Raw genomic sequence first — 23,108 nt, 5'->3', positions numbered from 1 at the left:
TGAGATTTTTTGATTTTCCTTGACACAAATATTCTACAAATGTAGAATAGAAAATAATACGATAGTTGTAAATGCTGTTATTCCAAGTCAAATAGGAAAAAGCATATCAGGAGGTGAAGCTTGTGAAGAGACTTTCCGATGCTGAACAGGATATTATGATGTATATCTGGCAGAATCATCATGAAGTTACATCAGATGAAATTGTAGAGGGACTTCATTATCGCTGGAAAAAAACGTCTGTGCTTACATTTTTATCACGGCTGACAGAAAAAGAATATTTAAAATGCCGCAAAGATGGAAAGAAAAATTATTATGAACCTGCTGTTGCCTATGAAGCTTTTGCCAGAGAGGAAGGCAGAACAATCTTGGGAAAGTTATATCAGAATTCAGTCAAAAACTTTGTGGCGGCTTTATATGACGGTCAGGAACTGGATCGAAAAGAATTGGAAGAGTTAAAGCAATATTTAGTTTCTCTGGAAGATACCTCGGAAAAGAGCAGAAAGGAGTCAAGGTTATGGAAAAAAGACACAGAAAAATAAAGCGGAACAGATTGATCTGGATTTTGTCAGTTATCCTTATAGTTCTTATCGTAATCTGTATGGTTATGCTGTTATGGGGGAAAAAAGAAAAGAAACAGCAGACGCCGGAAATTGTTTTAAAAGCATATTATAAAGCGCTGAATGAAAAGAACTATGAAGAAATGTATGATTTTTTGACAGAAGATGCCAGAGCAAAGATTGCGAAAGAGGAGTTTGTAAAGCGGAATCAGAATATTTATGAAGGAATTGAAGCATCTAAGATTACCATTCAATTGACGAAAGAAGCAATCCGCTATGCCGATGACCAGAAAAGCGCTTCTGCTGAATATGAAACATCGATGCATACGATTGCCGGAGAGATTACATTTACAGCAAGTGCAGAATTTGTCAAAAACGATGAGAAAGATTATCGGATTAACTGGTCTTCCGAGATGATCTACCCGGAACTTTTGGATCAGTACAAATTAAGAGTGAATACAACGAAAGCAAAACGCGGAGAAATACTGGATCGGAATGGAATCGCTCTTGCGAAAAATGGAATAGTCACAAATGTAGGGCTTGTTCCGGGAAAAATGGGAGAGAATCGGCAGGCAGCAGAAGAGCAGCTGGCATCATTGCTTGGGATTTCAGCGGAAACAATTCAGAAGAAGCTGGAAGCAGGCTGGGTAACAGAAGAATCTTTTGTACCGATAAAGGAAATTGCAAAAGGAAACGCGGAGTTAGAAACAGCACTTTTAGGAATCCCGGGAGTGATGCTCAGTGATACAGAAGAAAGAGTATATCCTTTTGGTGCAGCAGCAGGACACTTAACAGGCTATGTGGCGTCAGTAAGTGCAGAAGATTTGGAAACGCTTTCCAAAGAGGGGTATCATTCCGGAAGTGTTATCGGGAAATCCGGATTGGAGAAAGCTTATGAATCCCGTCTCCGCCCGATAGACGGAGCAGAAATCCTGATTCTGAATGAGGAGGGAGAACAGGTAGGCATTATGGCACAGAAAAATCCTCAGGATGGAGAAACAATTACTGTGTCGATTGACAGCGCAGTACAGCAGAACACATATGAACAATTTGCAGAAGATGAAGGCGCGGCAGTTGCTATGAATCCGAAAACAGGAGAAGTGCTGGCGCTTGTCAGTACACCGGGAATGGACCCGAATGAATTTGTGCTGGGAATGTCAGACGCCAGGTGGGAAGCTCTGAATCAAGATCCGATGATGCCCCTTACAAACCGTTATCATGCTGCATGGGTACCTGGTTCAACATTAAAGCCGATTGTAGGTGCCATTGGTGTGGACAGTAACAGTCTGGATCCCAATGCAAATCTCGGAGATGTCGGGCTTTCCTGGCAGAAAGACGCAAGTTGGGGAAATTACTTTGTGACAACATTGACTGCTTATGGCGATCAGGTAACGTTGCAAAATGCGCTCGTATATTCTGATAATATTTATTTTGCGAGAGCAGCGCTTCAGATGGGAGAGGCTGCGCTGGTTGGCGGACTGAAAAAATTCGGTTTTGGAGAAACAATGGAATTTGATCTGAAACTGACAGCATCCAGTTACAGTTCAAAAGAAACAATTGATAACGAGATTCAACTGGCGGACAGCGGTTACGGTCAGGGAGAGATTCTTGTGAATCCGGTACATATGGCATCCATGTACTCTGCATTTGTGAATGACGGAAATATGATCCAACCGGTATTAATGACCGGAAAAACGCCGACTTACTGGAAAGAGCAGGTGATTTCGCCAAATACGGCAGAAATTATCCGAAATGCGATGAAAGAAGTGATCGAGCGAGAGGACGGAACAGGTCATGCCATGAAAATCGACGGTCTTATGCTCTGCGGAAAAACCGGAACTGCTGAGACAAAGCAAAGTCAGGAAGAGAGCGGAGCAACAGAATACGGCTGGTTTGCATGTTCAACTACAGAAGAGACAGAACGTCCGCTGGAAGTGATTGCAATGGTAAAAGACGTGCAGGCAAAGGGTGTGAAAGGGTACGTCACGAAAAAAGTACGGAATATTTATTCGTCCTATTATCAGCTTCCATAATTGACTTTTTTGCATAAAATCCTTATAATAGCGTGAGAGTGAAACGGAGGAAAGAACGTGAGAGTAATTTCAGGAAGTGCACGGAGGACCGTGTTAAAGACAGTAGAAGGAATGGATACAAGACCTACAACAGACCGGATTAAGGAAACGCTGTTTAATATGATTTCAGAATATTTATGTGACAGCAGTTTTCTGGATCTATTTGCCGGAAGCGGTGCCATTGGAATTGAGGCCTTAAGCCGCGGTGCAAGAGAGGCTGTGTTCGTTGAGAGCAGTCCGAAAGCGGCCGAATGTATCCGGGAGAATTTAAAGAGGACGTCTCTGACAGAACGAGGTTTTGTAATGATCCAGGATGTGATCAGTGCGCTTGCAGCTTTAGATGGGAAAAAGCAGTTTGATTATATTTTTCTGGATCCGCCGTACAGATGTGACTGGGAGAGAAAGGTTCTGGCAAAAATTGCAGACAGCAGTCTTCTAAGCCCGGATGCGCTGATCATTGTGGAAGCAGCAAAGGAGACAGATCTGTCCTTTGTGGAAGAATACGGATACCAGATGATAAAAGAAAAAGTTTATAAGACAAATAAACATATTTTTCTGGAATTTATCAAGAATTGACATTGTTTTCTGCTGAAGAACATGCTAGAATATGAAAGATAGGAGTATATTATCCTGTTATGATTGGAATTTCAAGTGTAGACTTTTGTGATACAAGTGAAATGAATGAACAAAGGAGAGTGTAGATTATGAGCAGCCGTATTGAGCAGATTATTGAAGAAATTGAAGAGTATATTGACAGCTGTAAATTTCAGCCGTTATCAACAACAAAGATTATTGTAAATAAAGATCAGATGGATGAACTGCTTCGTGAACTTAGAATGAAGACACCGGATGAGATTAAACGCTATCAGAAGATTATTGCCAACAAAGATGCGATTCTTGCAGATGCACAGGCAAAGGCCGACAGTATGTTAGAGCAGGCACAGGTACATACGAATGAACTTGTCAGCGAACATGAGATTATGCAGCAGGCTTACGCGCAGGCAAACGAGATTGTCATGGCAGCAACAGAGCAGGCACAGCAGATTCTTGACAATGCTACGAGTGATGCCAATGATATCCGCATTGGCGCAATTCAGTACACGAATGACCTTCTGGCCAATGCAGAGAATATTATTGGGCATACACTGGACAGCTATACAACAAAGTATGATGGTCTTGTGTCTTCTCTTCAGGAGTGTTATGAGACAGTACACCGTAACCGTGAGGAGCTGGAGATTCCGGAACGCTCTTCAAATGGTCTGGAATCTGAATTCGGCGGTGTCGTTTCAGAGGATATGATGTAAATAGAGCAAACAAAGCAGGCTGGTCACCAAAGCGGTGATCAGCTTTTCTATTAGATAAGGTACTATGCGAAGACCGCTGCCGCGGATCATGCAGTTTGTCTGGGCGGCGGCACAGATTCCCCCAAAGGAAGTCAGAGCACACACGGCTGGAAAAAGAAAATCCGACGACGGAAACATTTTTGTTAAAAGTAAAATACCATTTGTCATTTCCAAAGCCGGAAGAAAGAGCTTTGCACATGGCGGAAGGATGCTGCTTTCCTGAAGAAGAGCAAGAAGAATCGAGAAAAAGATAATATATCCTCCGATATTTGTAATGGTTTCAAAGCTATTCATAATACAGGTATCCAAAAGATCAAATTTTATAGAACAGCTGTGTGATGCTCCGGCTTGTGATTTTGGACTTTGGAAAGTTCGCAGATGATATTTGTGATAATAAAATATTCTAAAAAATATACTTGCAAGAACCGGAGAGAGCAGGAGAATAAACAGGCCGGGAACAGCCAGATCTTTTCTTTGCAGTATATTAAAAAAAATGTAATTCATAATAAATCCGATACTCGTATTATTACAAAAAGAAAGTAAATAAGTTCCCTCTGCCTGTGTAATATGACCGGAGCGGATAAGATCTGCCGTTGTTTTTGCCCCCATAGGGTAGCCGCAGAGAAATCCTGTCAGTACGGCAAAACTGCCTTCTTCGGATGTTCCAAAAAGCTGCCGGATGATTGGACCGAAAAGGCGGGTTAAGTAAGAAAATGCATTGGTATGTATAAGCAGGTTGGAAATTAGAATAAAAGGAAGCAGTGTAGGAAGTACAGTTTCAAACCAGAGGAGGAGTCCGGATCTGGCGCCGAGAAATACTGTTTCCGGACGGAGCAGCATACAGAAAAACAGCAGGACAAGAGAAATTTTCAAGACAGCAGGTTTCATAGAAGAAGCTCCTTTCAAAATGACGTTTTTAGTACTATATGGAATTGTCAAAGATCTTATGCAGAAAAACAGACCAGTAAACGTGCATGAGAAGTGGAGTGACTGCATAACGTGGTAGAAAAGAAGAAAAGGGATTCGTGTATGGGACCGATATGGGTAAAACAAAGAACGCTGTGGAATTTGTTTTTGCTTATCTTGCTTTGCTCTTTTTTTGATGTGCTTGGCGTGCAGATGTTGGAAGAAAAGTGTCATGCCCGGTGGCCGAAGGAAATTACTGTCAGAAGCGATGCTTTTCGGGCACAGCAATTTCCGGAAAATGCTCTTCCAAAGCTGTTTACATTTGCAAAGCCGGCAGAGGAGGAAAAAAGGGCAAAAGCGGCTGCGGCAATTTTTCTGGAATATCATTGTGCGGGAAAGGGATCAGGAAGAGGGAAGAAAACAGAGATTTCACAGCTGATCGAGAAATGGGAGCAATTTCCCCAGTGGAAATCATTTTTAAAACAAATGGATTCTATCTGGGCGGATGTACAGTATTTTCCGATTTTGCAGAGAACAGGAGAAAAAGAATCTGTCACTTTTGAAAACAGTTGGATGGAAGAACGTACTTTTGGGGGAAAGCGCGGGCATGAAGGGACAGATTTGATGACTGCATTTGATGAACCGGGACGTTACCCTGCGGTTAGTATGACGGATGGTACGGTGCTGCATAAAAGCTGGCTGCCAAAAGGTGGTTATCGAATCGGGATTCTCTCGCCTCACGGCGGCTATTTTTATTATGCACATCTGGATTCTTATGCAGAAATTGAAGAAGGAGATACGGTGCAGGCCGGACAGCTGATCGGTTTTGTCGGGAACAGCGGCTATGGTGTCGAAGGAACGAAGGGAAAATTTGCAACACATCTTCATGTGGGAATCTACCTGAATCCGGGGAAGGAAGAAATTAGTGTGAATCCTTATTGGATTCTGAAATATCTGGAACAGAGAAAATTAACATATACGTCAGGGTAGATTGTATGTTACAATAGAAAGAAGGTATGTTACTTGAGGAGGAAATCAGTATGAATTTACCGAAAGCATTTGAAGAGAAAATGAAACTACTTCTGAAAGAAGAGTTTGAAGATTATATTGCATGTTACGAAGAACCACGTTTTTATGGACTGCGCGTAAATACCGCAAAGATTAGTGTAGAAGAATTTCAGAAGATCTGCCCTTTTGAAATTCATCCGATTCCGTGGATTGAGAATGGATTTTATTATGACGGCGATCAGATACAGCCGTCAAAACATCCCTATTATTACGCAGGGCTTTACTATCTGCAGGAACCAAGCGCCATGACTCCGGCAAATCGCCTTCCGGTCAGTCCGGGAGAACGGGTTTTGGACGTCTGTGCGGCTCCGGGAGGAAAGGCCACAGAGCTTGGTGCGAAACTCGCAGGAGACGGAGTGCTTGTTGCCAATGATATCAGTAACTCCAGAGCGAAAGGTCTTTTAAAGAATCTGGAAGTATTTGGTGTAAAAAATATGCTGGTACTCAGTGAAGAGCCTGGAAAGCTGATTGATTATTTTCCGGAATATTTTGACAAGATACTGATCGATGCACCGTGTTCCGGAGAAGGGATGTTCCGCAAAGATAAGAAAATGGTAAAGGCATGGGAAGAGCATGGTCCGGAGTTTTTTGCGAAGCTTCAGAGAAGCATTATCACGCAGGCAGCACAAATGCTGCGTCCGGGTGGTATGATTTTATATTCTACTTGTACATTTGATGCAATGGAGAATGAAGGTACGATAGAATATCTGCTGACGCAGTATCCAGAATTCGAAATCTGTGAGATTGCCCCGTACGAACATTTTGCAAAAGGAATGCCGGAGGCAACCATGTCCGGTAATCCGGAATTTGAAAAGACAGTCCGTATTTTTCCGCATAAAATGCACGGAGAAGGACATTTTCTTGCGCTGCTGAAAAAGAAGGGGACAAAAGAGCAGCAATCTCAGGGAAAGAAGAATAAAAAGCCAACAGCAATTCCGGAACCGCTGGAAATGTTTTTCAAGGATACGAATTGGGAGCTGGAAGGCGACCGGCTTGAAATTCATGGCGAGCGGGTATATTATATGCCGGAGCAGATTCCGGACGTGAGAGGCCTGCGGTTTTTGCGGACAGGATTGTATCTTGGCGATTTGAAAAAGCAGCGTTTTGAGCCAAGTCAGGCGCTGGCGATGGCATTTACGAAGGAGGAATACCGTCATTGCATTTCTCTAAAAGCAGATGACGAGAGGGTAATTAAGTACCTGAAGGGAGAAACACTGGAAGTGGATGATCTTGTGACAGGAAAAGACAAGGGATGGCAGCTTGTACTGGTAGACGGATATCCGCTGGGCTGGGGCAAACTAAGCAACGGAACACTTAAGAATAAATATCTGCCAGGCTGGAGATGGATGTCATCATGATGAGATTAGATAAATTTCTTTCAGAAATGGGCGTGGGAACGCGCAGCGAATTAAAAAAAGCAATCCGTGCCGGTGCAGTGCAGATTGACGGAAGAACAGCGTTAAGACCGGAAGAAAAAGTGGAACCAGAACAACAGGAAATTACTTATCAGGGAAAACAGATCGGTTATGTCCAATATGAATACTATATGTTAAATAAACCGGCTGGCGTGATTTCTGCAACGGAAGATGCAGCTGCCAGAACAGTGTTAGATCTTATTGGAACAAAAAAACGCAAAGACCTCTTTCCGGTAGGAAGACTTGATAAGGATACGGAAGGTCTTTTGCTGATCACAAATGACGGGGATCTGGCTCATCGTCTGCTGTCACCGAAAAAGCATGTAGATAAAGTTTATTTTGCACGGATCGCAGGCCGGGTTACAGAGGAAGACAAGGAAGCATTTGCACTTGGCGTAGACATCGGAGATGAGAAATTAACGCTTCCGGCAGAACTCCAGATCCTGTGTTCCGATGAAGTTTCGGAAATCAAGCTGACAATCCGGGAGGGAAGATTTCATCAGGTAAAACGAATGTTTGAGGCAGTCGGAAAAGAAGTAATCTATCTGAAACGCCTGTCTATGGGACAACTTGTTTTGGATGATTCACTTGCTGCGGGAGCTTACCGGGAACTTACAAAGGAGGAATTGAATTTATTATGCTAAACGAAATCGATGCGGTTTTATTCGATCTGGACGGGACGCTTCTGGACTCTATGTGGGTATGGGAGGAGCTGGATCAGATTTATATTGAGAAATATCATTTGACGATTCCGGAAGATTTTTACACAAAAATGGAAGGAATGAGCTTTACCGAGACTGCCCGTTACTATCTGGAAACCTTTCCGCAAATTGATCGGACAATCGAAGAGCTGAAAGCAGAATGGAATGAGATTGCGATGGACTGTTATACGAAAGAAGTTGCAGCAAAGCCGGGGGCAGAGAATTTCCTGAGAGAGCTTCGGGAAAGGGGAATCCGCACTGCAATTGCCAGCAGTAACTCGAGAGAACTGATTGAAGCATCTTTAAAAGCGCATAAAATGGATCATCAGATTGAAGCGATCACAACAAGCTGTGAGGTAAATGCCGGAAAACCCGCACCGGATGTATATTTAAAATCAGCCGAGAAGCTTGGTGTTGTTCCGGAACGCTGCCTTGTTTTTGAAGATGTGCCAAATGGAATTCTGGCGGGAAAGAATGCCGGCATGAAAGTTTGTGCAGTTTATGACGAGTTTTCGGCTTGTCAGGATAAAAGGAAAAAAGAATTGGCGGATTACTACATCCGCAGTTATGATGAAATAAAAAATCAGACATACGAGGTATTATAAATGAGACAGGGATTTTTACCGGTCACGAAAGCAGATATGGAAGCACGGGGATGGGACCGGGTGGATTTTGTATATGTATCAGGAGATGCATATGTGGATCATCCGTCTTTTGGACATGCAATTATTACGAGAGTGCTGGAATCCAGAGGGTACCGTGTTGGGATTATTGCACAGCCGGATTGGAAAAAGAAAGAAAGTATTGCTGTATTTGGAGAACCACGGCTTGGATTTTTAGTTTCTTCCGGAAATATGGACTCTATGGTTAACCATTATTCCGTATCTAAAAAGCGAAGAAAGACAGACGCATATACACCGGGCGGAATTATGGGAAAACGTCCGGATTATGCAGCGGTTGTCTACGGCAATCTGATTCGCCAGACTTACAAGCATACTCCGATTATTCTCGGAGGAATCGAAGCTTCTCTTCGTCGGCTTGCCCACTATGATTACTGGTCGGACAAGTTAAAACGTTCGATACTTTTGGACGCTCAGGCAGATCTGATTTCTTATGGAATGGGCGAACGCTCTATTATAGAAATTGCAGAAGCACTGGATGCCGGAATCGCTGTGCAGGATATCACTTATATTGACGGAACTGTTTGTAAAGTGAAAAGCAAAGATCTGATTTATGACGCGGAATATCTTCCGTCTTATGAAGAACTTCAGGAAGATAAGATGAATTATGCGCGCAGTTTTTATCAGCAGTACAATAATACAGATCCATTTACCGGAAAGCGCCTTGCAGAGCCATATGGAGAGCATTTGTATGTAGTGCAGAATCCGCCGGCAAAGCCGTTGACACAGCAGGAAATGGATGACGTCTACAGTCTTCCGTATATGCGGACATACCATCCGGATTATGAGAAAGAAGGAGGCGTTCCGGCAATTTCAGAAGTGAAGTTTAGTCTGATCAGCAACCGGGGATGCTTCGGTTCCTGCAGCTTCTGTGCGCTGACATTTCATCAGGGAAGGATTATTCAGACAAGAAGTCATGAATCCCTTCTGCAAGAAGCAGAAATGTTCACAAAAGATCCGGAATTTAAAGGTTATATCCATGATGTAGGCGGACCTACAGCGAACTTCAGAGCGCCGGCATGTGATAAGCAGCTGACACATGGTGCATGCAGGCACAGACAATGTCTGTTCCCAACACCGTGTAAGCAGTTAAAAGCCGATCATAGTGATTATCTGAGTCTTTTGAAAAAACTTCGCGAGATCCCAAAAGTAAAGAAAGTCTTCATTCGTTCGGGGATCCGGTTTGATTATGTTCTTGCGGATCGTAATGACAGATTTTTAAAAGAATTATGCCAGTATCATGTCAGCGGTCAGCTGAAAGTTGCGCCGGAACATGTGTCAGACCAAGTGTTGGAATTGATGGGGAAACCAAAGAATTCCGTTTATCAGACTTTTGTGGAAAAATATTATGACATGAATAAAAAACTTGGCAAAGAGCAGTATCTTGTGCCATATCTGATGTCATCCCATCCGGGTTCGACTATGAAAGAGGCAGTGAAACTGGCGGAATATCTGAGAGGACTCGGCTATATGCCGGAACAGGTGCAGGATTTTTATCCGACGCCGTCAACGATTTCTACCTGTATGTATTATACAGGTGTGGATCCACGTACAATGAAACCGGTTTACGTACCGAAAAATCCGCACGAAAAGGCGATGCAGCGGGCGTTGATCCAATATCGTGATCCGAAGAATTATGATTTGATTCTGGAAGCATTAAAAATAACGGGAAGAATGGATCTTGTAGGATTTGGTCCGAACTGTCTGATCCCACCGAGAAAGACGGAATATACCGGAAGACAAAATGGAAAAAAAGCAAATACTTATGCGAAGCGAAAACCAATTCGGAATGTGCATAAAAAGAAGGAACGATAGAAATGAAAATTGCAGTTGTAACAGGAGCATCTTCTGGGTTTGGACGCATTTTTGTGTCAGAACTCCAGAAATGCTGTAAAACATTAGATGAGATATGGGTAGTTGCAAGAAGAAAAGAACGCCTGATGGAACTTGCAGAAAAAGCATCAATTCCGATACGAGTGTTTGAAGCAGATCTTAGCAAAAAGAGTTGGGATCGGGAATTTGCAGAGTCTTTAAGATCAGAGAATCCAACCGTTCGAATTTTAATTAATTGTGCGGGATACGGAAAGACCGGGAATTGTGGAGAGCTTGGCGTGGATGAGCAGCTTGGCATGATCGATGTGAACTGCAGGGCTCTGACAAAAATGACATTGTTATGTATGCCCTATCTTGGAAGTTACGGAAGAATTATCCAGGTTTCTTCGGCAGCAGCATTTGCACCTCAGCCAGGATTTGCAGTTTACGCAGCGAGTAAAGCCTATGTACTCAGCTTTTCCAGAGCGCTTCGGGAAGAAGTAGCGCCAAAGGGGATTTCTGTCACAGCAGTCTGTCCGGGACCGTCGGAAACGGAGTTTTTTCTTCGGGCAGGGCAGGGGATTGATGGAATAAAAAAACGAACAGCGCTCGCGCCGGAGCGAATCGTCAGACAGGCGCTGGAAAATGCCAGAAAAAGACGCGATGTTTCTGTCTGCGGTATACCGATGAAAGGCGCTCGGATTGCCTGCAAGCTCCTTCCGCATAGTATGATTGCGAAAGTGATGGCGCGATTTTGATATAGAATTAGGACTTACACAGAAAGAACGCTTAGAAAACAAAAGAAGAGGTGAATATGAATATGAAAATATCAGGCGGCGAGGCCGGATATATCAAATATAGAAAACGGATACTTGCCATCAAACTTCTCTTAGAGGCGGGTATCATTGCAGGACTTTTGATACTCGGTTATACACAAACCGGTACAAGAAAAAATCTGCTGACAATCGTGGCGATTATCGGCTGCCTTCCGGCATCAAAGATTGCGGTATTATTATTGACAATTTTGCCGTACAAAACCGTTTCCCAAAATATCATAACAGATCTTGAGGAGAAAGCAGCCTTATTAACGAAAGTATATGATACGGTACTGACAAGTACAGAGAAAATTTTACCGGTAGACTGTTTCGTTATTTCAGGCAATACGATTTGCGGCTATGCTTCCCACAAGAAAGCGGATCCTGCTTATACTGCAGATTTTATCAAACAAATATTAAAACAGAATGGCTATGAAGGGATTTCAGTAAAAATTTTCCGGGAATACCATGCATTTCTGACAAGGGCAGAAGGAATGAACAAAATTGCATCTGTAGAAAGAAACCAGGTAAAAGATTTGGAAAATGGACTTAAACAACTTCTGGTCAATATATCAATGTAAGGAAGAACAATATGCGGGAAATTATAATTTCTGCCAATGAGGCGGCGCAGAGAATGGATAAACTGCTATTTAAGTATTTGAATGAAGCGCCAAAGAGCTTTGTTTATAAAATGCTTCGCAAAAAAAATATTGTATTGAATGGAAAAAAAGCGGATGGCAGCGAAAAACTTTGTCCTGGAGACAGTATACGGCTGTATCTGGCGGAGGAAACACTGGAAAAGTTTTCAAAAGTACGGGTACAGCGGGTATCATCAAAACTTAATATTATCTATGAGGATAACAATATTATTCTGATTAATAAACCGGTCGGGATGCTTTCTCAGAAAGCAAAGCCGGAGGATGTGTCGGCAGTGGAACATCTGATTTCTTATCTGTTAGAAAAAGGGGAACTGACAGAAGAAACATTGCGAAGTTTCCGACCTTCTGTCTGCAATCGGTTAGATCGCAATACGAGCGGTTTGCTTGCGGCCGGAAAAAGTCTTGCGGGGCTTCAGACATTAAGCGAACTGTTTCGGGATCGAAGTCTGAAAAAATACTATCGCTGTATCGTTTCCGGACAGGTAAGAGAAGGATGTCGAATTTCCGGATGGCTTACAAAAGATGCCAAAACGAATAAAGTAACTATTTCCAAAGAAAAAACAGCAGATGCTTCTAGAATTGAAACAGAATATTATCCGGTTAAGGTGGGGGCAGCTGCCACACTGTTAGAAGTTCATCTTATTACGGGGAAAACGCATCAGATCAGAGCGCATCTGGCATCTCAGGGACATCCGATTCTCGGAGATTTTAAATATGGAATCGCAGGAGAAAATCAAAAATACCGGAAAGCGTATGGCATTCAGTCACAATTACTGCATGCTTTTCGATTAGAATTTCCGGACATGGACGGACCGCTTTCTTATTTGAGCGGAAAGACTTTTACAGCAGATATTCCGGAAAGTTTTCGCAAAGTATGCCGGGGAGAGGGGCTGTAGATGAGTACATGGAATTCAAGAGGGCTTAGGGGGTCAACACTGGAAGAATTTATTAATCGTACGAATGAATATTATCTCAGCAGGCATCTTGCACTGATCCAGAAGATTCCAACACCGATCACGCCTGTGAAAATTGATAAAACGCAGCGTCATATCACGCTGGCATATTTTGATCAGCGAAGTACGGTGGACTATATTGGAGCAGTTCAGGGGATACCGGTCTGCTTCGATGCGAAAGAATGTAATCAGGATACGTTCCCGATGCAGAACATTCATGAACATCAGGTTACATTTATGAGGGAATTTGAGGAACAGGGCGGAATTTCTTTTTTGATTATTTATTACAGTATGCGGGATGTTCTTTATTACATGCCCTATCGGGAAGTAAAACAGTTCTGGGAACGTGCCAAGAACGGCGGGCGAAAGAGTATACGGTTTGAAGAACTTACAGATGCACACTTTATGAAAGAGCGAAAAGGATTTCTTGTTCCGTATCTGGATGCGATTCAAAATGATCTGGATGAGCGGGATACAGAACAGTAATATATCCGGCGGGGGGATAGCGACACAGATGATTTGCAGTTAAATTTACTGAAAAGACAAAAGGGGAGATTTGCATGGATCAGACATTACATACTCCGGAAGGAGTCAGAGACATTTATCAGAAAGAATGCAGAAAAAAATTGGAATTGGAGCGGAAACTTCATCAGGCAGCAGCTCTATATGGCTATCAGGATATACAGACACCGATGTTTGAATACGCAGATGTATTTCAGAAAGACATAGGAACCGTTCCGTCAAAAGAGCAATATAAGTTTTTTGACCGGGAGGGAGAAATTCTGACGTTAAGACCGGATATGACACCGGCGATTGCAAGAGCAGCAGCCGGATTATATGAAACAGGAGACATGCCGCTAAGACTTTGTTGTTTTGGAGAAACTTTTGTGAACCATAGCAATCAGCAGAGGAGGCAGAACATTTCAGTGCAGCTGGATGCAGAGCTGATCGGAGTCGGAACAGCAGATGCAGATGTGGAAATGTTGGCAATGGCATTTGATTGTCTGAAAGAATCCGGCCTGAAACAATTCCATGTTACGCTTGGACATGTGGGATTTTGCCAGGGGTTAATGGAAGCAGCTTGTTTATCAGGGGAATCGGAACGGTTACTGAGGGAATATCTTCGGAATGGAAATGCCTCCGGAATCAAGATGCTTTTGAACCAGTCTAAGACCGGAAATGAAATAAAAGAAGCATTTGAAAAACTTGAAGAATTGCATGGAACAGCAGAAATACTGAAAATTGCGCGCAAATATGCGCCGGTCGGAAAAGCTATGGAGGCTATTTCCAGATTGGAAAAAGTTTTCGAGCTTCTAAAACTTTACGGAATCGAAGAAATATCTTTTGATCTTCGTATGACCGGGAAGTATGGCTATTATACCGGAATGATCTTTCGAGCCGAAACCGGAGAAGTATCCGGAGATCTCATGCGGGGCGGACGGTATGACCATCTGCTTGAGAAATATGGAAAATCCCGCCCGGCTGTTGGATTTACCATAAATATAGATAGACTTTTGGAGGCGCTCGAAAAGCAGGAAGTTTCTATGGACGGAGAAATGGATCGTACAATCGTATTATTTCTTCCGGAACGGCAGCAGGAGGCAATTGAACTTGTGCAGGAATTCCGCAGTTTGAAAAAGCAGACAGAACTCATTGGGAAACGTCCGGAATGTGCCCTGGAAGAATACTGCCGTTATGGACTTGAACATTTTGCCGGACGTCTGATTTATTTAAAAGAAGGAAAACTGATCGAAGTACACAATTTACTGACAAACGAACAGCAGACGATTACAGCAGAGGAAGAGTAACAGGAGAAGGAGATAAGAAAATGACATATAAGAGAATCATCCCATGTATTTTTATTAAAGATGGGAGAGCGGTGAAATGGTTTGATAATCCGGAAATAGTCGATGAAGATCCCATTGCACTGGCCAAATTTTATAATCTGCACGGGGCAGATGAACTTCTTGTATTTGATCTTTCTGATGATGATGAAGAACATGATGATACAATCGATCTGATCAAGAAAATGAATCGGGCAATTCAGATTCCGACCATTGTGGGAGGAAATATCCGCAGAGCGGAAGATGTGAAAAAAATCCTGTATGCGGGAGCGAAAAGAGCTATTTTGAATCTTGCAAAATCTTCGGCAGTTGAATTGTTTGAGGAAGTATCTTTAAAATTTGGCAGAGAACGAATCGCAGTCTCTTTGAATGATTTTGATGCATTGTTTAAACAACAGCATTTGATTGAAGAATACTGCAGTGAAATTCTATTTATGCACAGACTCGATCTGGATTCTATTATTAATATTACGAAAAAACCGTGTATTGTACTGACTGATACGATGGATGAGGAAGAATTGATCCAGATTTTAAAAAGTCAGAGTGTTATGGGACTGTCTGGAAAATATGTCAGCAGCAGAGAAATGGACTTTGAAGGATTTAAAGAGAAATGTACAGAAAAGGAAATCAAAATGGCATCCTTTGAAAGTCAGATGGATTTTGCCGAGTTTCAGTTGAACAGTGAAGGACTTCTGCCGGTGATCGTACAGAATTATAAGACAGATGAAGTTCTAATGTTTGCTTATATGAATGAGGCTGCGTTTGATCAGACAATTAAAACCGGACGGATGACGTACTTCGATCCGAACAAAGAGCTTTTGTGGACAAAGGGAGAAGCAGACGGACATTTTCAGTTTGTAAAATCATTGATCATCGAATGTAATAAAGAAAGTCTTCTTGCAAAGGTAGATCCGGTAGGGCCGGCCTGTCAAAGCGGGAATCCATCCTGCTTTCATCAGTCTATTGTAGGAAGCGATTATGATGAAACAAACCCACGGCAAGTTTTAGAGCGGGTTTATGATACCATTCGTGACCGGAAAGAAAATCCAATCGAAGGGTCGTATACAAATTATCTGTTTGAAAAAGGCATTGATAAAATTTTGAAAAAAGTAGGCGAAGAATCTACAGAGCTGATTATTGCGGCGAAAAACCCAAATCCGGAAGAAATTAAATATGAGCTTTCAGATTTTCTCTATCATGCAATGGTGCTGATGGTGGAAAAGGGAGTTACCTGGGAAGAAGTTATCCGGGAATTGGCAGATCGTTAAAGTTATTGGCTAAGTTCGTATAAAGAAAAAAGAGAGGGCATATACTGCTGTAACGTGGTATATGCTCATTTTATATAAGGGGGGAGCAGCATGAACGAAACAGAGAAACGCCGGCGGCAACTTTTGCGTCAGGCAAGAGAGCTTTACCGGGATGCCGGCGAAACAATTCCGGCAATTCATCCGAGATACCGGGCTGCTTATGAGAGTATTTATGGTACTGATACAGAAGAAACGATCCAAGGTACATTTGGGATACGGGTAGTCATCTGTGTAATGATTTTTGCTGTGTTTGTGTTGACGGATTATAAGGGAACAACGATCTGTAATCTAAATAGTCAGGAAATTACAGAGCAGATTCAAATTCAGTCCCATATAGCTAACGTCATAAAGGAAAGTCAAAATCCATAGGAAAATTAATGTTTTTGTAATGTCTTTGTAGTAGATTTGCATTTTTTCTCTGTTATAATTGCACTCTATGATAGGAGAGTGCATATGAGAGTTTTGAGAAACCGCTTCCTTCTGTTTGGAGGCATTATATATTTGATATATTTAGCAGTATATATTTTATTACGAAGACCGCTGCCCGGACATATTGAAATAAGAGCATGGGTATCTGTTCTCTTACTTATTGTCGCGATTGTTGGCGGGATGCTCTGGCTTTTGTCATTAATCCGGATAATTGCGGGGAAATTTACCAACATCGGCTGGAAACGATATGCCGTGAAAGGACTGGCAGTCATATGCAGTATGATAGTCATAAGCGGCGCGGTTATGTTCGGCAGGATACTTCTTTCAGAGATTCCGGATGAGACAATGAGTACCAGGGGAATACTCCTTGTCAGTGTTCAGGAATCAAAAGACTCTATGAGACTGTACTATTGCGAAGAAGTGAACATATTTTTGAGAAGGAAGCTTTCAGCAGAGGATTTTCGTCAGACGCAGCGCTAATCAATATTGTTGTGCAGTAGTTTATATATTCTTTAGATTTTCTGCATAGTTCTTTTCTTGTGAAATGAAAAAAAAGAGACTATAATAATAAAACAGAACGAATACTAGCAGGAAAGGAAGACGTGCAGATGCTTCAGATACAACATATCTGTAAAGAATATAAAACGGGAAAGTTTATCCAAAAAGCTTTGGATGATGTGAGTCTGAATCTGAGAGAGAATGAATTTGTTGCAATTCTCGGGCCAAGCGGCTCCGGAAAAACGACATTACTTAACATTATCGGAGGTTTGGACCGGTATGACAGCGGCGATCTTGTCATCAATGGTATCTCTACGAAAAAATACAAAGATCGCGATTGGGATTCTTATCGGAATCACACGATCGGTTTCGTATTTCAAAGCTATAATCTGATTCCACATCAAAGTGTACTGGCGAATGTGGAATTAGCACTGACTATTTCAGGAATCGGAAAAGCAGAGAGAAGAGAACGAGCTAAGGCAGCGCTTGAAGAGGTTGGGCTTGGAGAACAGCTTCACAAAAAACCAAATCAAATGTCAGGAGGACAGATGCAGCGAGTCGCTATTGCAAGAGCGCTTGTCAATGATCCGGATATTCTTCTGGCAGATGAACCGACAGGAGCGCTTGACAGCGATACAAGCATACAGGTAATGGAGCTTTTGAAAAAGGTAGCAAAGGACCGTCTTGTTGTTATGGTAACGCATAATCCGGAATTAGCAAAAGACTATGCGACAAGGATTGTAACATTGCGTGATGGGAAGATCCGGTCAGACACAAATCCGTTTGAAGTGGATGAGAAAGAACAGGCTGTGCCGGAACATAAGAACATGGGAAGATCTTCCATGTCTTTTTTGACTGCATTGTCGCTTAGTTTTCATAATCTCCGGACAAAAAAAGCCAGAACACTTCTGACTTCTTTTGCAGGTTCGATCGGAATTATAGGGATTGCATTGATTCTGGCTTTATCAGCAGGTGTGGATGCATACATCAAATCTATTGAAGAAGATACCTTATCAGAATATCCGGTACAGATTCAAAGCACCGGAGTAGATGTTACTTCCATGATGATGATGGAATCGGATGGAGGGACAGAGAAGAAAAAGGAAAGCGAGATCAATGTCATCGATATGGTAACAAATATGTTTTCCAAAATGAACTCCAATGATTTGACTTCTCTGAAAGCCTATCTGGACAGCAGTAACAGCGGCATTGATAATTATGCGAAGTCCGTAGAGTATGGTTATGGAATCACTCCGCAGATATATCGTATACAGGGGGACTCTGTCCGGCAGGTACATCCGGATAAGTCGTTCTCATCTCTTGGACTTGGTTCGGCTTCCGGCTCTAACAATTTAATGTCAGCGATGATGAGTACAAATGTGTTTTATGAAATGCCGGAATGTAAGGCTTTGTATGAGAAACAGTATGATGTGAAAGCCGGACGGTGGCCAGAAAAAGAGACGGAGTGTGTGCTTGTCCTTACCGGCAATGGAGATATCAGTGATTTTATGCTCTATACGCTTGGACTGCGCAACTCACTGGAATTGGATGAAATGATCCGGCAGTTCATAGAGGAAGAGCCGGTTGTGACGCCGGAATTGTCTAAAAACTATTCTTATCGTGAGATTCTCGGAACTACATTTAAACTTGTCAATGCAGCAGATTATTACCAGTACGACAGGGAATATCATGTCTGGAAGGACAAATCAAATGATGACGATTATATGAAGAAAATTGTGGAATCCGGAGAGAATCTGGAAATTGTCGGTATTGTACAGCCTTCTGATGATGCCAACAGCGCAATTCTTATGCCGGGCATCGCGTATCCTCACGGACTGGCTTTGCATGTAGCAGAAAATGCGGCAAACAGCCAGATTGTAAAAGAACAGCTTGCAGAGAAAGAGACAGATGTTTTTACAAAAAAAGCGTTTGGCGCTGAAGCAGAAGAAAAAACGCCTGATATGAATTCCCTATTTTCTGTTGACGAAAATGCATTGAAACAAGTCTTTGGATTCGATGAAAATGTATTATCGGGAGGGCTGGAGCGTGTCTTTAGACTTCCGGCGAATGGTGAAAACAGTAATCATACACTTGATTTGTCAGGCATGATAGATTTCAAAGATCTGTCAATCAAACTTCCGGATCATTCTCCGATTACAATGGATGAAATTCTGGAAAACCTTGATATTACAATAACGCCGGAGCAGCTGAAACAAATGTCGATAACATTTTTGGAGGGGTATAAAGCATACGTTGCGGCGCATCCGGAAGCAGACTATTCTCAGCTTGGGGAGCAATTTCTGACATTCCTTCAGACCGCGGAAGCGAAACAGATTTTGGCAGAACATATTCAGAATATGATTGAATCCGGGGGAAGTATTACTGTGTCAAAAGAACAGCTCCAGCAGCTTATCCGGGATGTCATGTCAGGATATGAGAAATATGCTCAGGAAAATCAACTGACAGATCCTGATAAGTTTGATGAATACTTGATCCAATATTTACAGACACCACAGGCGCAGCAGATTTTGAATGCGTGGGCAGAAGAGCACTTAAAGCCAAATGGAGATATTACCGTATTGCCTGAACAATTAGAAGCTTTGGCAAAAGATCTGGTAAATTGTTACAGCAGTTACGCAGCGGAAAATCATCTGCCTGATCCGGGACGGATGGAAGAGCATTTTCTTGCGTATTTAAGTACAGATCAGGCAAAAGAAGCATTGATGACGGGAATCTCCGGTATGATTGATACCGGAAAGCTGGAATCGGTTATTTCATCTTCTCTGAAAGAATACATGGAAGAAGTAATGAAATCTTACAGCACAGGGCTTTCAGAAGTAATCCAAACACAGGCGGCAGCTGTTACGTCACAAATCATAGAACAGATTGCCGGAAGTATGAAATCAACGATAACACGTTCTATGAATCAGTTAAGCAGTATGATGGAGCAGGCAGTTACGATTGATGGAGAAGCTTTTCTGAATGCATTCCAGATGAAAATGACTGGCGAGGAGTTGGCAGAGCTTTTGCTTACAACGACTAAGGAAACTGCTGCATCTTATGAAAATAACTTGAAGCGTCTTGGATATGTGGAATTTGACGAACCGGTAACCGTTAGTATTTATCCAAAAGATTTTGAGAGTAAGGAAGAAGTTGTTCAGATTCTTAATACTTATAACGAGCGAATGGAAGATGCCGGAAAAGAAGAACAGGTCATTACCTATGCTGATATGGTAGGAACATTGATGTCATCGGTAACAGATATTATTGATGTGATCAGCTATGTATTGATTGCCTTCGTAGCAATTTCTTTAATTGTATCTTCTATTATGATAGGTGTCATTACTTATATCAGCGTTTTGGAGCGGAAAAAAGAAATTGGAATCCTGCGTGCAATCGGAGCTTCCAAGAATAATATTTCTCAAGTATTTAATGCAGAGACATTTATTATTGGACTGGGTGCGGGAATCATTGGAATTGGGTTGACATTGCTTATGCTTATTCCCGGAAATGCACTCATTCATCATCTGGCAGGGACAGATGAGATTAATGCCGTACTTCCGGTAATTCCTGCTGTGATTCTGATTCTGTTAAGCGTGATTCTCACTTTGCTTGGAGGATTGCTGCCGTCCAGAAAAGCAGCGAAAAGCGATCCGGTAACAGCATTGCGGACAGAGTAATCATTTGAAACGATAACATCCTCATTCAAAAGTGATAAAAGCCGTCGGAGAATATTCTTTTTCAAAAGATTCCCGGCGGCTTTTAGTGCTATTTCTGATCTACCTCATTCATGTAACGAATCAGGCGGAAAATCTGACTGGTATAGCCCCATTCATTATCGTAGAAACTAATCAGCTTGAAAAATTGAGAATTTACCTGGATTCCTTCCCGTGCATCAAAAATAGATGCATGTGAATCACCGATGAAATCGGAGGAAACAACCTCATCATCCATGTAATCAAGAATTCCGGACAAGCAGGTGTTGGATGCCTCTTTCATTTTTACACAGATATCTTCATAAGTCGTCTGTTTCTTTAAAGCAACGTTTAAATCTACAATGGAGACATCTGACGTTGGTACGCGGTAAGAGATACCGCTCATTTTGCCTTCCAGTGACGGAATTACAAGGGAGATTGCCTTTGCAGCTCCTGTAGAAGAAGGAATAAGATTCCCAAAGGCAGAACGGCCGGTTCTCCAGTCTTTTAAAGAACGGCTGTCGACTACTTTCTGCTTTGCAGTAGCTGCATGAATGGTGGACATGAGTCCATATTCAATCCCATAATTGTCTTCCAGAACTTTACACAAAGGAGCAAGACAATTCGTAGTACAGGAGGCATTGGAAACAACGGAAAGATCTGAATGATATTTTTCGTGGTTGATTCCCATAATAAAAGTAGGGGTATTGTCTTTGGCAGGGGCGGAAATGATGACTTTCTTTGCACCTGCCTCTAAATGAGCAGAAGCTTTCTCGGTTGTGCAGTATGCTCCTGTGGCATCAATGATATATTCTGCACCGCATGCTCTCCATGGGATATTGCTGGCATCAGCTTCAGAGTATACCGGAATCTCTCTGCCGTTGATCCGAAGACCGTGAGCATATGTTTCAAGTTCTCCCTGAAAACGACCAAAAACTGAATCGAAACGGATCATATATTCCATATATTTCAAATCGGCATTGCGGATATTGATGCCGCATAATGTAAATTCTTCCGGTTTACTAAGTGCGATTCGGAGCGCCACACGTCCGATACGTCCAAATCCATTGATTCCGATCATAATTGCCATATCAAATACCTCCTGTCAAAAACGTACTCCTTTGCAAATAATGTAATGCATTTCGAATACATTAAAAAAATAATTATCTGTAAGTTATCGGAAGTATAGCATAATTATTTGACAAAAGCTATAGTTGAACCATTAATTAATAATTTAACGCGTTAGTTAATTAACTTTCAAATAGTACATTGGACGATACTAATTTCACTCCTTTTATTTTATATTGACACAAACCGTTAGTTAGTATATACTAACTAACGGATAATCTGACATTTTTACAAAAAGACAAAGCGGTCAGTGAAGAAATATCAAAAAGCAAAAAAGGAGTTTTATTTCATGAACAAAATTATTGACAAATTATTAATTAGCTCTATTATAATTATGACAGTGACTGGATTTACATTGAGTTTAGCCGGTGAGTTATTTATTATGATTATGCTGCATAAACTTTCAGCTGTTTTGTTTTTAGCGCTTAGTATCATGCATGCATTGCAATACCGGAGGAGAAAAATAAGAAAGAAGGAATTATCAAAATGATTACAACAGTTTTGTGGGATGTAGACGGTACATTGCTTGATTTTGCAGCCGCAGAGAAAGCAGCAATCCGAAAACTTTTTGAAGAATATCACTTAGGAGAATGTACGGATGAGATGCTTCTGCGATATTCCGGAATTAATAAAACATATTGGGAACGGTTAGAGCGGGGAGAAATTACAAAAGCAGAAGTACTTGTCGGCAGATTTCAGGAATTTTTTGAACAGGAAGGCATCGATAGTGCAATTGCTTCGGAATTTAATCAGAAATATCAAATCTGTCTTGGAGATACGATTGTATATCATGACAATAGTTTTCAGATTGTAAAATCACTGCAGGGCAAAGTCAGACAGTATGTAGTATCAAACGGAACAATAATTGCTCAGACAAAGAAGTTAAATCGTTCTGGGCTGGGAGCTTTGATGGACGGTATTTTTTTATCAGAACAGATTGGCGCTGAAAAACCGAATTTAGAATTTTTCGACAAAGTGTTTGAATCCATTGGAGAGATTGACAGAAATCAGACAATAATCATTGGAGATTCATTAACAAGTGATATATGCGGTGGTAATCGCGCAGGGATTATTACATGTTGGTACAATCCTGAAAAGGCAGAAAAAAGAGAACATGTCCATGTAGATTATGAAATTACAGATCTCCACGAAGTGTATCGGATTCTCTCATAAAGTGATTGAATAAAAATGCAGAACAGGATATAATAGCGCTAAGAGAATTTTTA

22 protein-coding genes are annotated in these 23,108 nt (G+C 41.8%); 20 read left to right on the top strand and 2 right to left on the bottom strand.

Annotated features, from left to right (window positions below):
- Positions 1–122 precede the first annotated feature (122 nt).
- From KFE17_03980 to KFE17_03965, 4 genes are all read left to right on the top strand, one after another.
- On the top strand, positions 123–539 hold the full coding sequence (locus KFE17_03980) for a BlaI/MecI/CopY family transcriptional regulator (GenBank protein QUO32919.1): 417 nt from the start codon (positions 123–125) through the stop codon (positions 537–539).
- The gene (locus KFE17_03975) at positions 515–2,590 is read left to right on the top strand and encodes a penicillin-binding transpeptidase domain-containing protein (protein ID QUO32918.1); all 2,076 of its coding nucleotides are present in this window, start codon (positions 515–517) and stop codon (positions 2,588–2,590) included. Before KFE17_03980 ends, KFE17_03975 begins: the two co-directional genes overlap by 25 nt.
- 57 nt (positions 2,591–2,647) lie before the next feature.
- Complete coding sequence (gene rsmD, locus KFE17_03970) at positions 2,648–3,205, top strand: 16S rRNA (guanine(966)-N(2))-methyltransferase RsmD (protein QUO32917.1); 558 nt, start codon at positions 2,648–2,650, stop codon at positions 3,203–3,205.
- A 128-nt stretch (positions 3,206–3,333) separates the two neighbouring features.
- Positions 3,334–3,933: an ATPase gene (locus KFE17_03965; GenBank protein QUO32916.1), complete on the top strand. Its 600-nt coding sequence runs from the start codon at positions 3,334–3,336 to the stop codon at positions 3,931–3,933.
- On the opposite strand, the gene KFE17_03960 is transcribed toward KFE17_03965, so the two are convergent.
- Entirely contained in the window at positions 3,916–4,860 is a 945-nt protein-coding gene (locus KFE17_03960; protein QUO32915.1) for a transporter, read from the bottom strand. The genes KFE17_03965 and KFE17_03960 overlap by 18 nt on opposite strands.
- Positions 4,861–5,091: 231 nt before the next feature.
- On the opposite strand from KFE17_03960, the gene KFE17_03955 reads away from it, so the two are divergent.
- From KFE17_03955 to KFE17_03890, 14 genes are all read left to right on the top strand, one after another.
- Positions 5,092–5,868, top strand: a complete 777-nt coding sequence (locus tag KFE17_03955; protein ID QUO33611.1) for a M23 family metallopeptidase — start codon at positions 5,092–5,094, stop codon at positions 5,866–5,868.
- 50 nt (positions 5,869–5,918) lie between these two features.
- Positions 5,919–7,304: an RsmB/NOP family class I SAM-dependent RNA methyltransferase gene (locus tag KFE17_03950; GenBank protein QUO32914.1), complete on the top strand. Its 1,386-nt coding sequence runs from the start codon at positions 5,919–5,921 to the stop codon at positions 7,302–7,304.
- Positions 7,289–8,005 carry an rRNA pseudouridine synthase gene (locus KFE17_03945; GenBank protein QUO32913.1) on the top strand — a complete coding sequence of 239 codons (717 nt, stop codon included), beginning with the start codon at positions 7,289–7,291 and terminating at the stop codon, positions 8,003–8,005. The genes KFE17_03950 and KFE17_03945 overlap by 16 nt, the downstream gene beginning before the upstream one ends.
- Complete coding sequence (locus KFE17_03940) at positions 7,999–8,667, top strand: HAD family phosphatase (GenBank protein QUO32912.1); 669 nt, start codon at positions 7,999–8,001, stop codon at positions 8,665–8,667. The genes KFE17_03945 and KFE17_03940 overlap by 7 nt, the downstream gene beginning before the upstream one ends.
- The gene (locus KFE17_03935; GenBank protein ID QUO32911.1) at positions 8,668–10,557 is read left to right on the top strand and encodes a YgiQ family radical SAM protein; all 1,890 of its coding nucleotides are present in this window, start codon (positions 8,668–8,670) and stop codon (positions 10,555–10,557) included.
- Between the two features lie 2 nt (positions 10,558–10,559).
- On the top strand, positions 10,560–11,312 hold the full coding sequence (locus KFE17_03930; GenBank protein ID QUO32910.1) for an SDR family NAD(P)-dependent oxidoreductase: 753 nt from the start codon (positions 10,560–10,562) through the stop codon (positions 11,310–11,312).
- Between the two features lie 62 nt (positions 11,313–11,374).
- On the top strand, positions 11,375–11,950 hold the full coding sequence (locus KFE17_03925; GenBank protein ID QUO33610.1) for a hypothetical protein: 576 nt from the start codon (positions 11,375–11,377) through the stop codon (positions 11,948–11,950).
- An 11-nt stretch (positions 11,951–11,961) separates the two neighbouring features.
- Positions 11,962–12,924: an RluA family pseudouridine synthase gene (locus tag KFE17_03920; GenBank protein ID QUO32909.1), complete on the top strand. Its 963-nt coding sequence runs from the start codon at positions 11,962–11,964 to the stop codon at positions 12,922–12,924.
- A complete protein-coding gene (locus KFE17_03915; protein QUO32908.1) occupies positions 12,925–13,467 on the top strand; it encodes a Holliday junction resolvase RecU in 543 nt (180 codons plus the stop codon).
- 74 nt (positions 13,468–13,541) lie between these two features.
- A complete protein-coding gene (hisZ, locus tag KFE17_03910) occupies positions 13,542–14,789 on the top strand; it encodes an ATP phosphoribosyltransferase regulatory subunit (GenBank protein ID QUO32907.1) in 1,248 nt (415 codons plus the stop codon).
- A 20-nt stretch (positions 14,790–14,809) separates the two neighbouring features.
- A complete protein-coding gene (locus KFE17_03905; protein ID QUO32906.1) occupies positions 14,810–16,093 on the top strand; it encodes a bifunctional phosphoribosyl-AMP cyclohydrolase/phosphoribosyl-ATP diphosphatase HisIE in 1,284 nt (427 codons plus the stop codon).
- A gap of 90 nt (positions 16,094–16,183) precedes the next feature.
- Positions 16,184–16,501 carry a hypothetical protein gene (locus KFE17_03900; GenBank protein QUO32905.1) on the top strand — a complete coding sequence of 106 codons (318 nt, stop codon included), beginning with the start codon at positions 16,184–16,186 and terminating at the stop codon, positions 16,499–16,501.
- An 84-nt stretch (positions 16,502–16,585) separates the two neighbouring features.
- Positions 16,586–17,041, top strand: a complete 456-nt coding sequence (locus KFE17_03895) for a hypothetical protein (protein QUO32904.1) — start codon at positions 16,586–16,588, stop codon at positions 17,039–17,041.
- A gap of 128 nt (positions 17,042–17,169) precedes the next feature.
- Positions 17,170–20,739 (top strand): ABC transporter ATP-binding protein/permease, encoded by a 3,570-nt coding sequence (locus tag KFE17_03890; protein ID QUO32903.1) that lies wholly within the window; start codon positions 17,170–17,172, stop codon positions 20,737–20,739.
- An 88-nt stretch (positions 20,740–20,827) separates the two neighbouring features.
- On the opposite strand, the gene gap is transcribed toward KFE17_03890, so the two are convergent.
- Positions 20,828–21,844, bottom strand: a complete 1,017-nt coding sequence (gap, locus tag KFE17_03885; GenBank protein QUO32902.1) for a type I glyceraldehyde-3-phosphate dehydrogenase — start codon at positions 21,842–21,844, stop codon at positions 20,828–20,830.
- Positions 21,845–22,171: 327 nt separating this feature from the next.
- Between gap and KFE17_03880 the strand changes: the two genes are divergently transcribed.
- Together KFE17_03880 and KFE17_03875 are read left to right on the top strand one after the other, a co-directional pair.
- Positions 22,172–22,372, top strand: a complete 201-nt coding sequence (locus KFE17_03880; GenBank protein ID QUO32901.1) for a hypothetical protein — start codon at positions 22,172–22,174, stop codon at positions 22,370–22,372.
- Positions 22,369–23,055 (top strand): YjjG family noncanonical pyrimidine nucleotidase, encoded by a 687-nt coding sequence (locus KFE17_03875; GenBank protein ID QUO32900.1) that lies wholly within the window; start codon positions 22,369–22,371, stop codon positions 23,053–23,055. Before KFE17_03880 ends, KFE17_03875 begins: the two co-directional genes overlap by 4 nt.
- The last annotated feature ends 53 nt before the right edge of the window (positions 23,056–23,108 follow it).

This window comes from Faecalicatena sp. Marseille-Q4148 (genome assembly GCA_018228665.1).
In the GTDB taxonomy this organism is placed as follows: domain Bacteria; phylum Bacillota; class Clostridia; order Lachnospirales; family Lachnospiraceae; genus UBA9414.
This window is presented reverse-complemented; position numbering and strand designations above follow the sequence as displayed.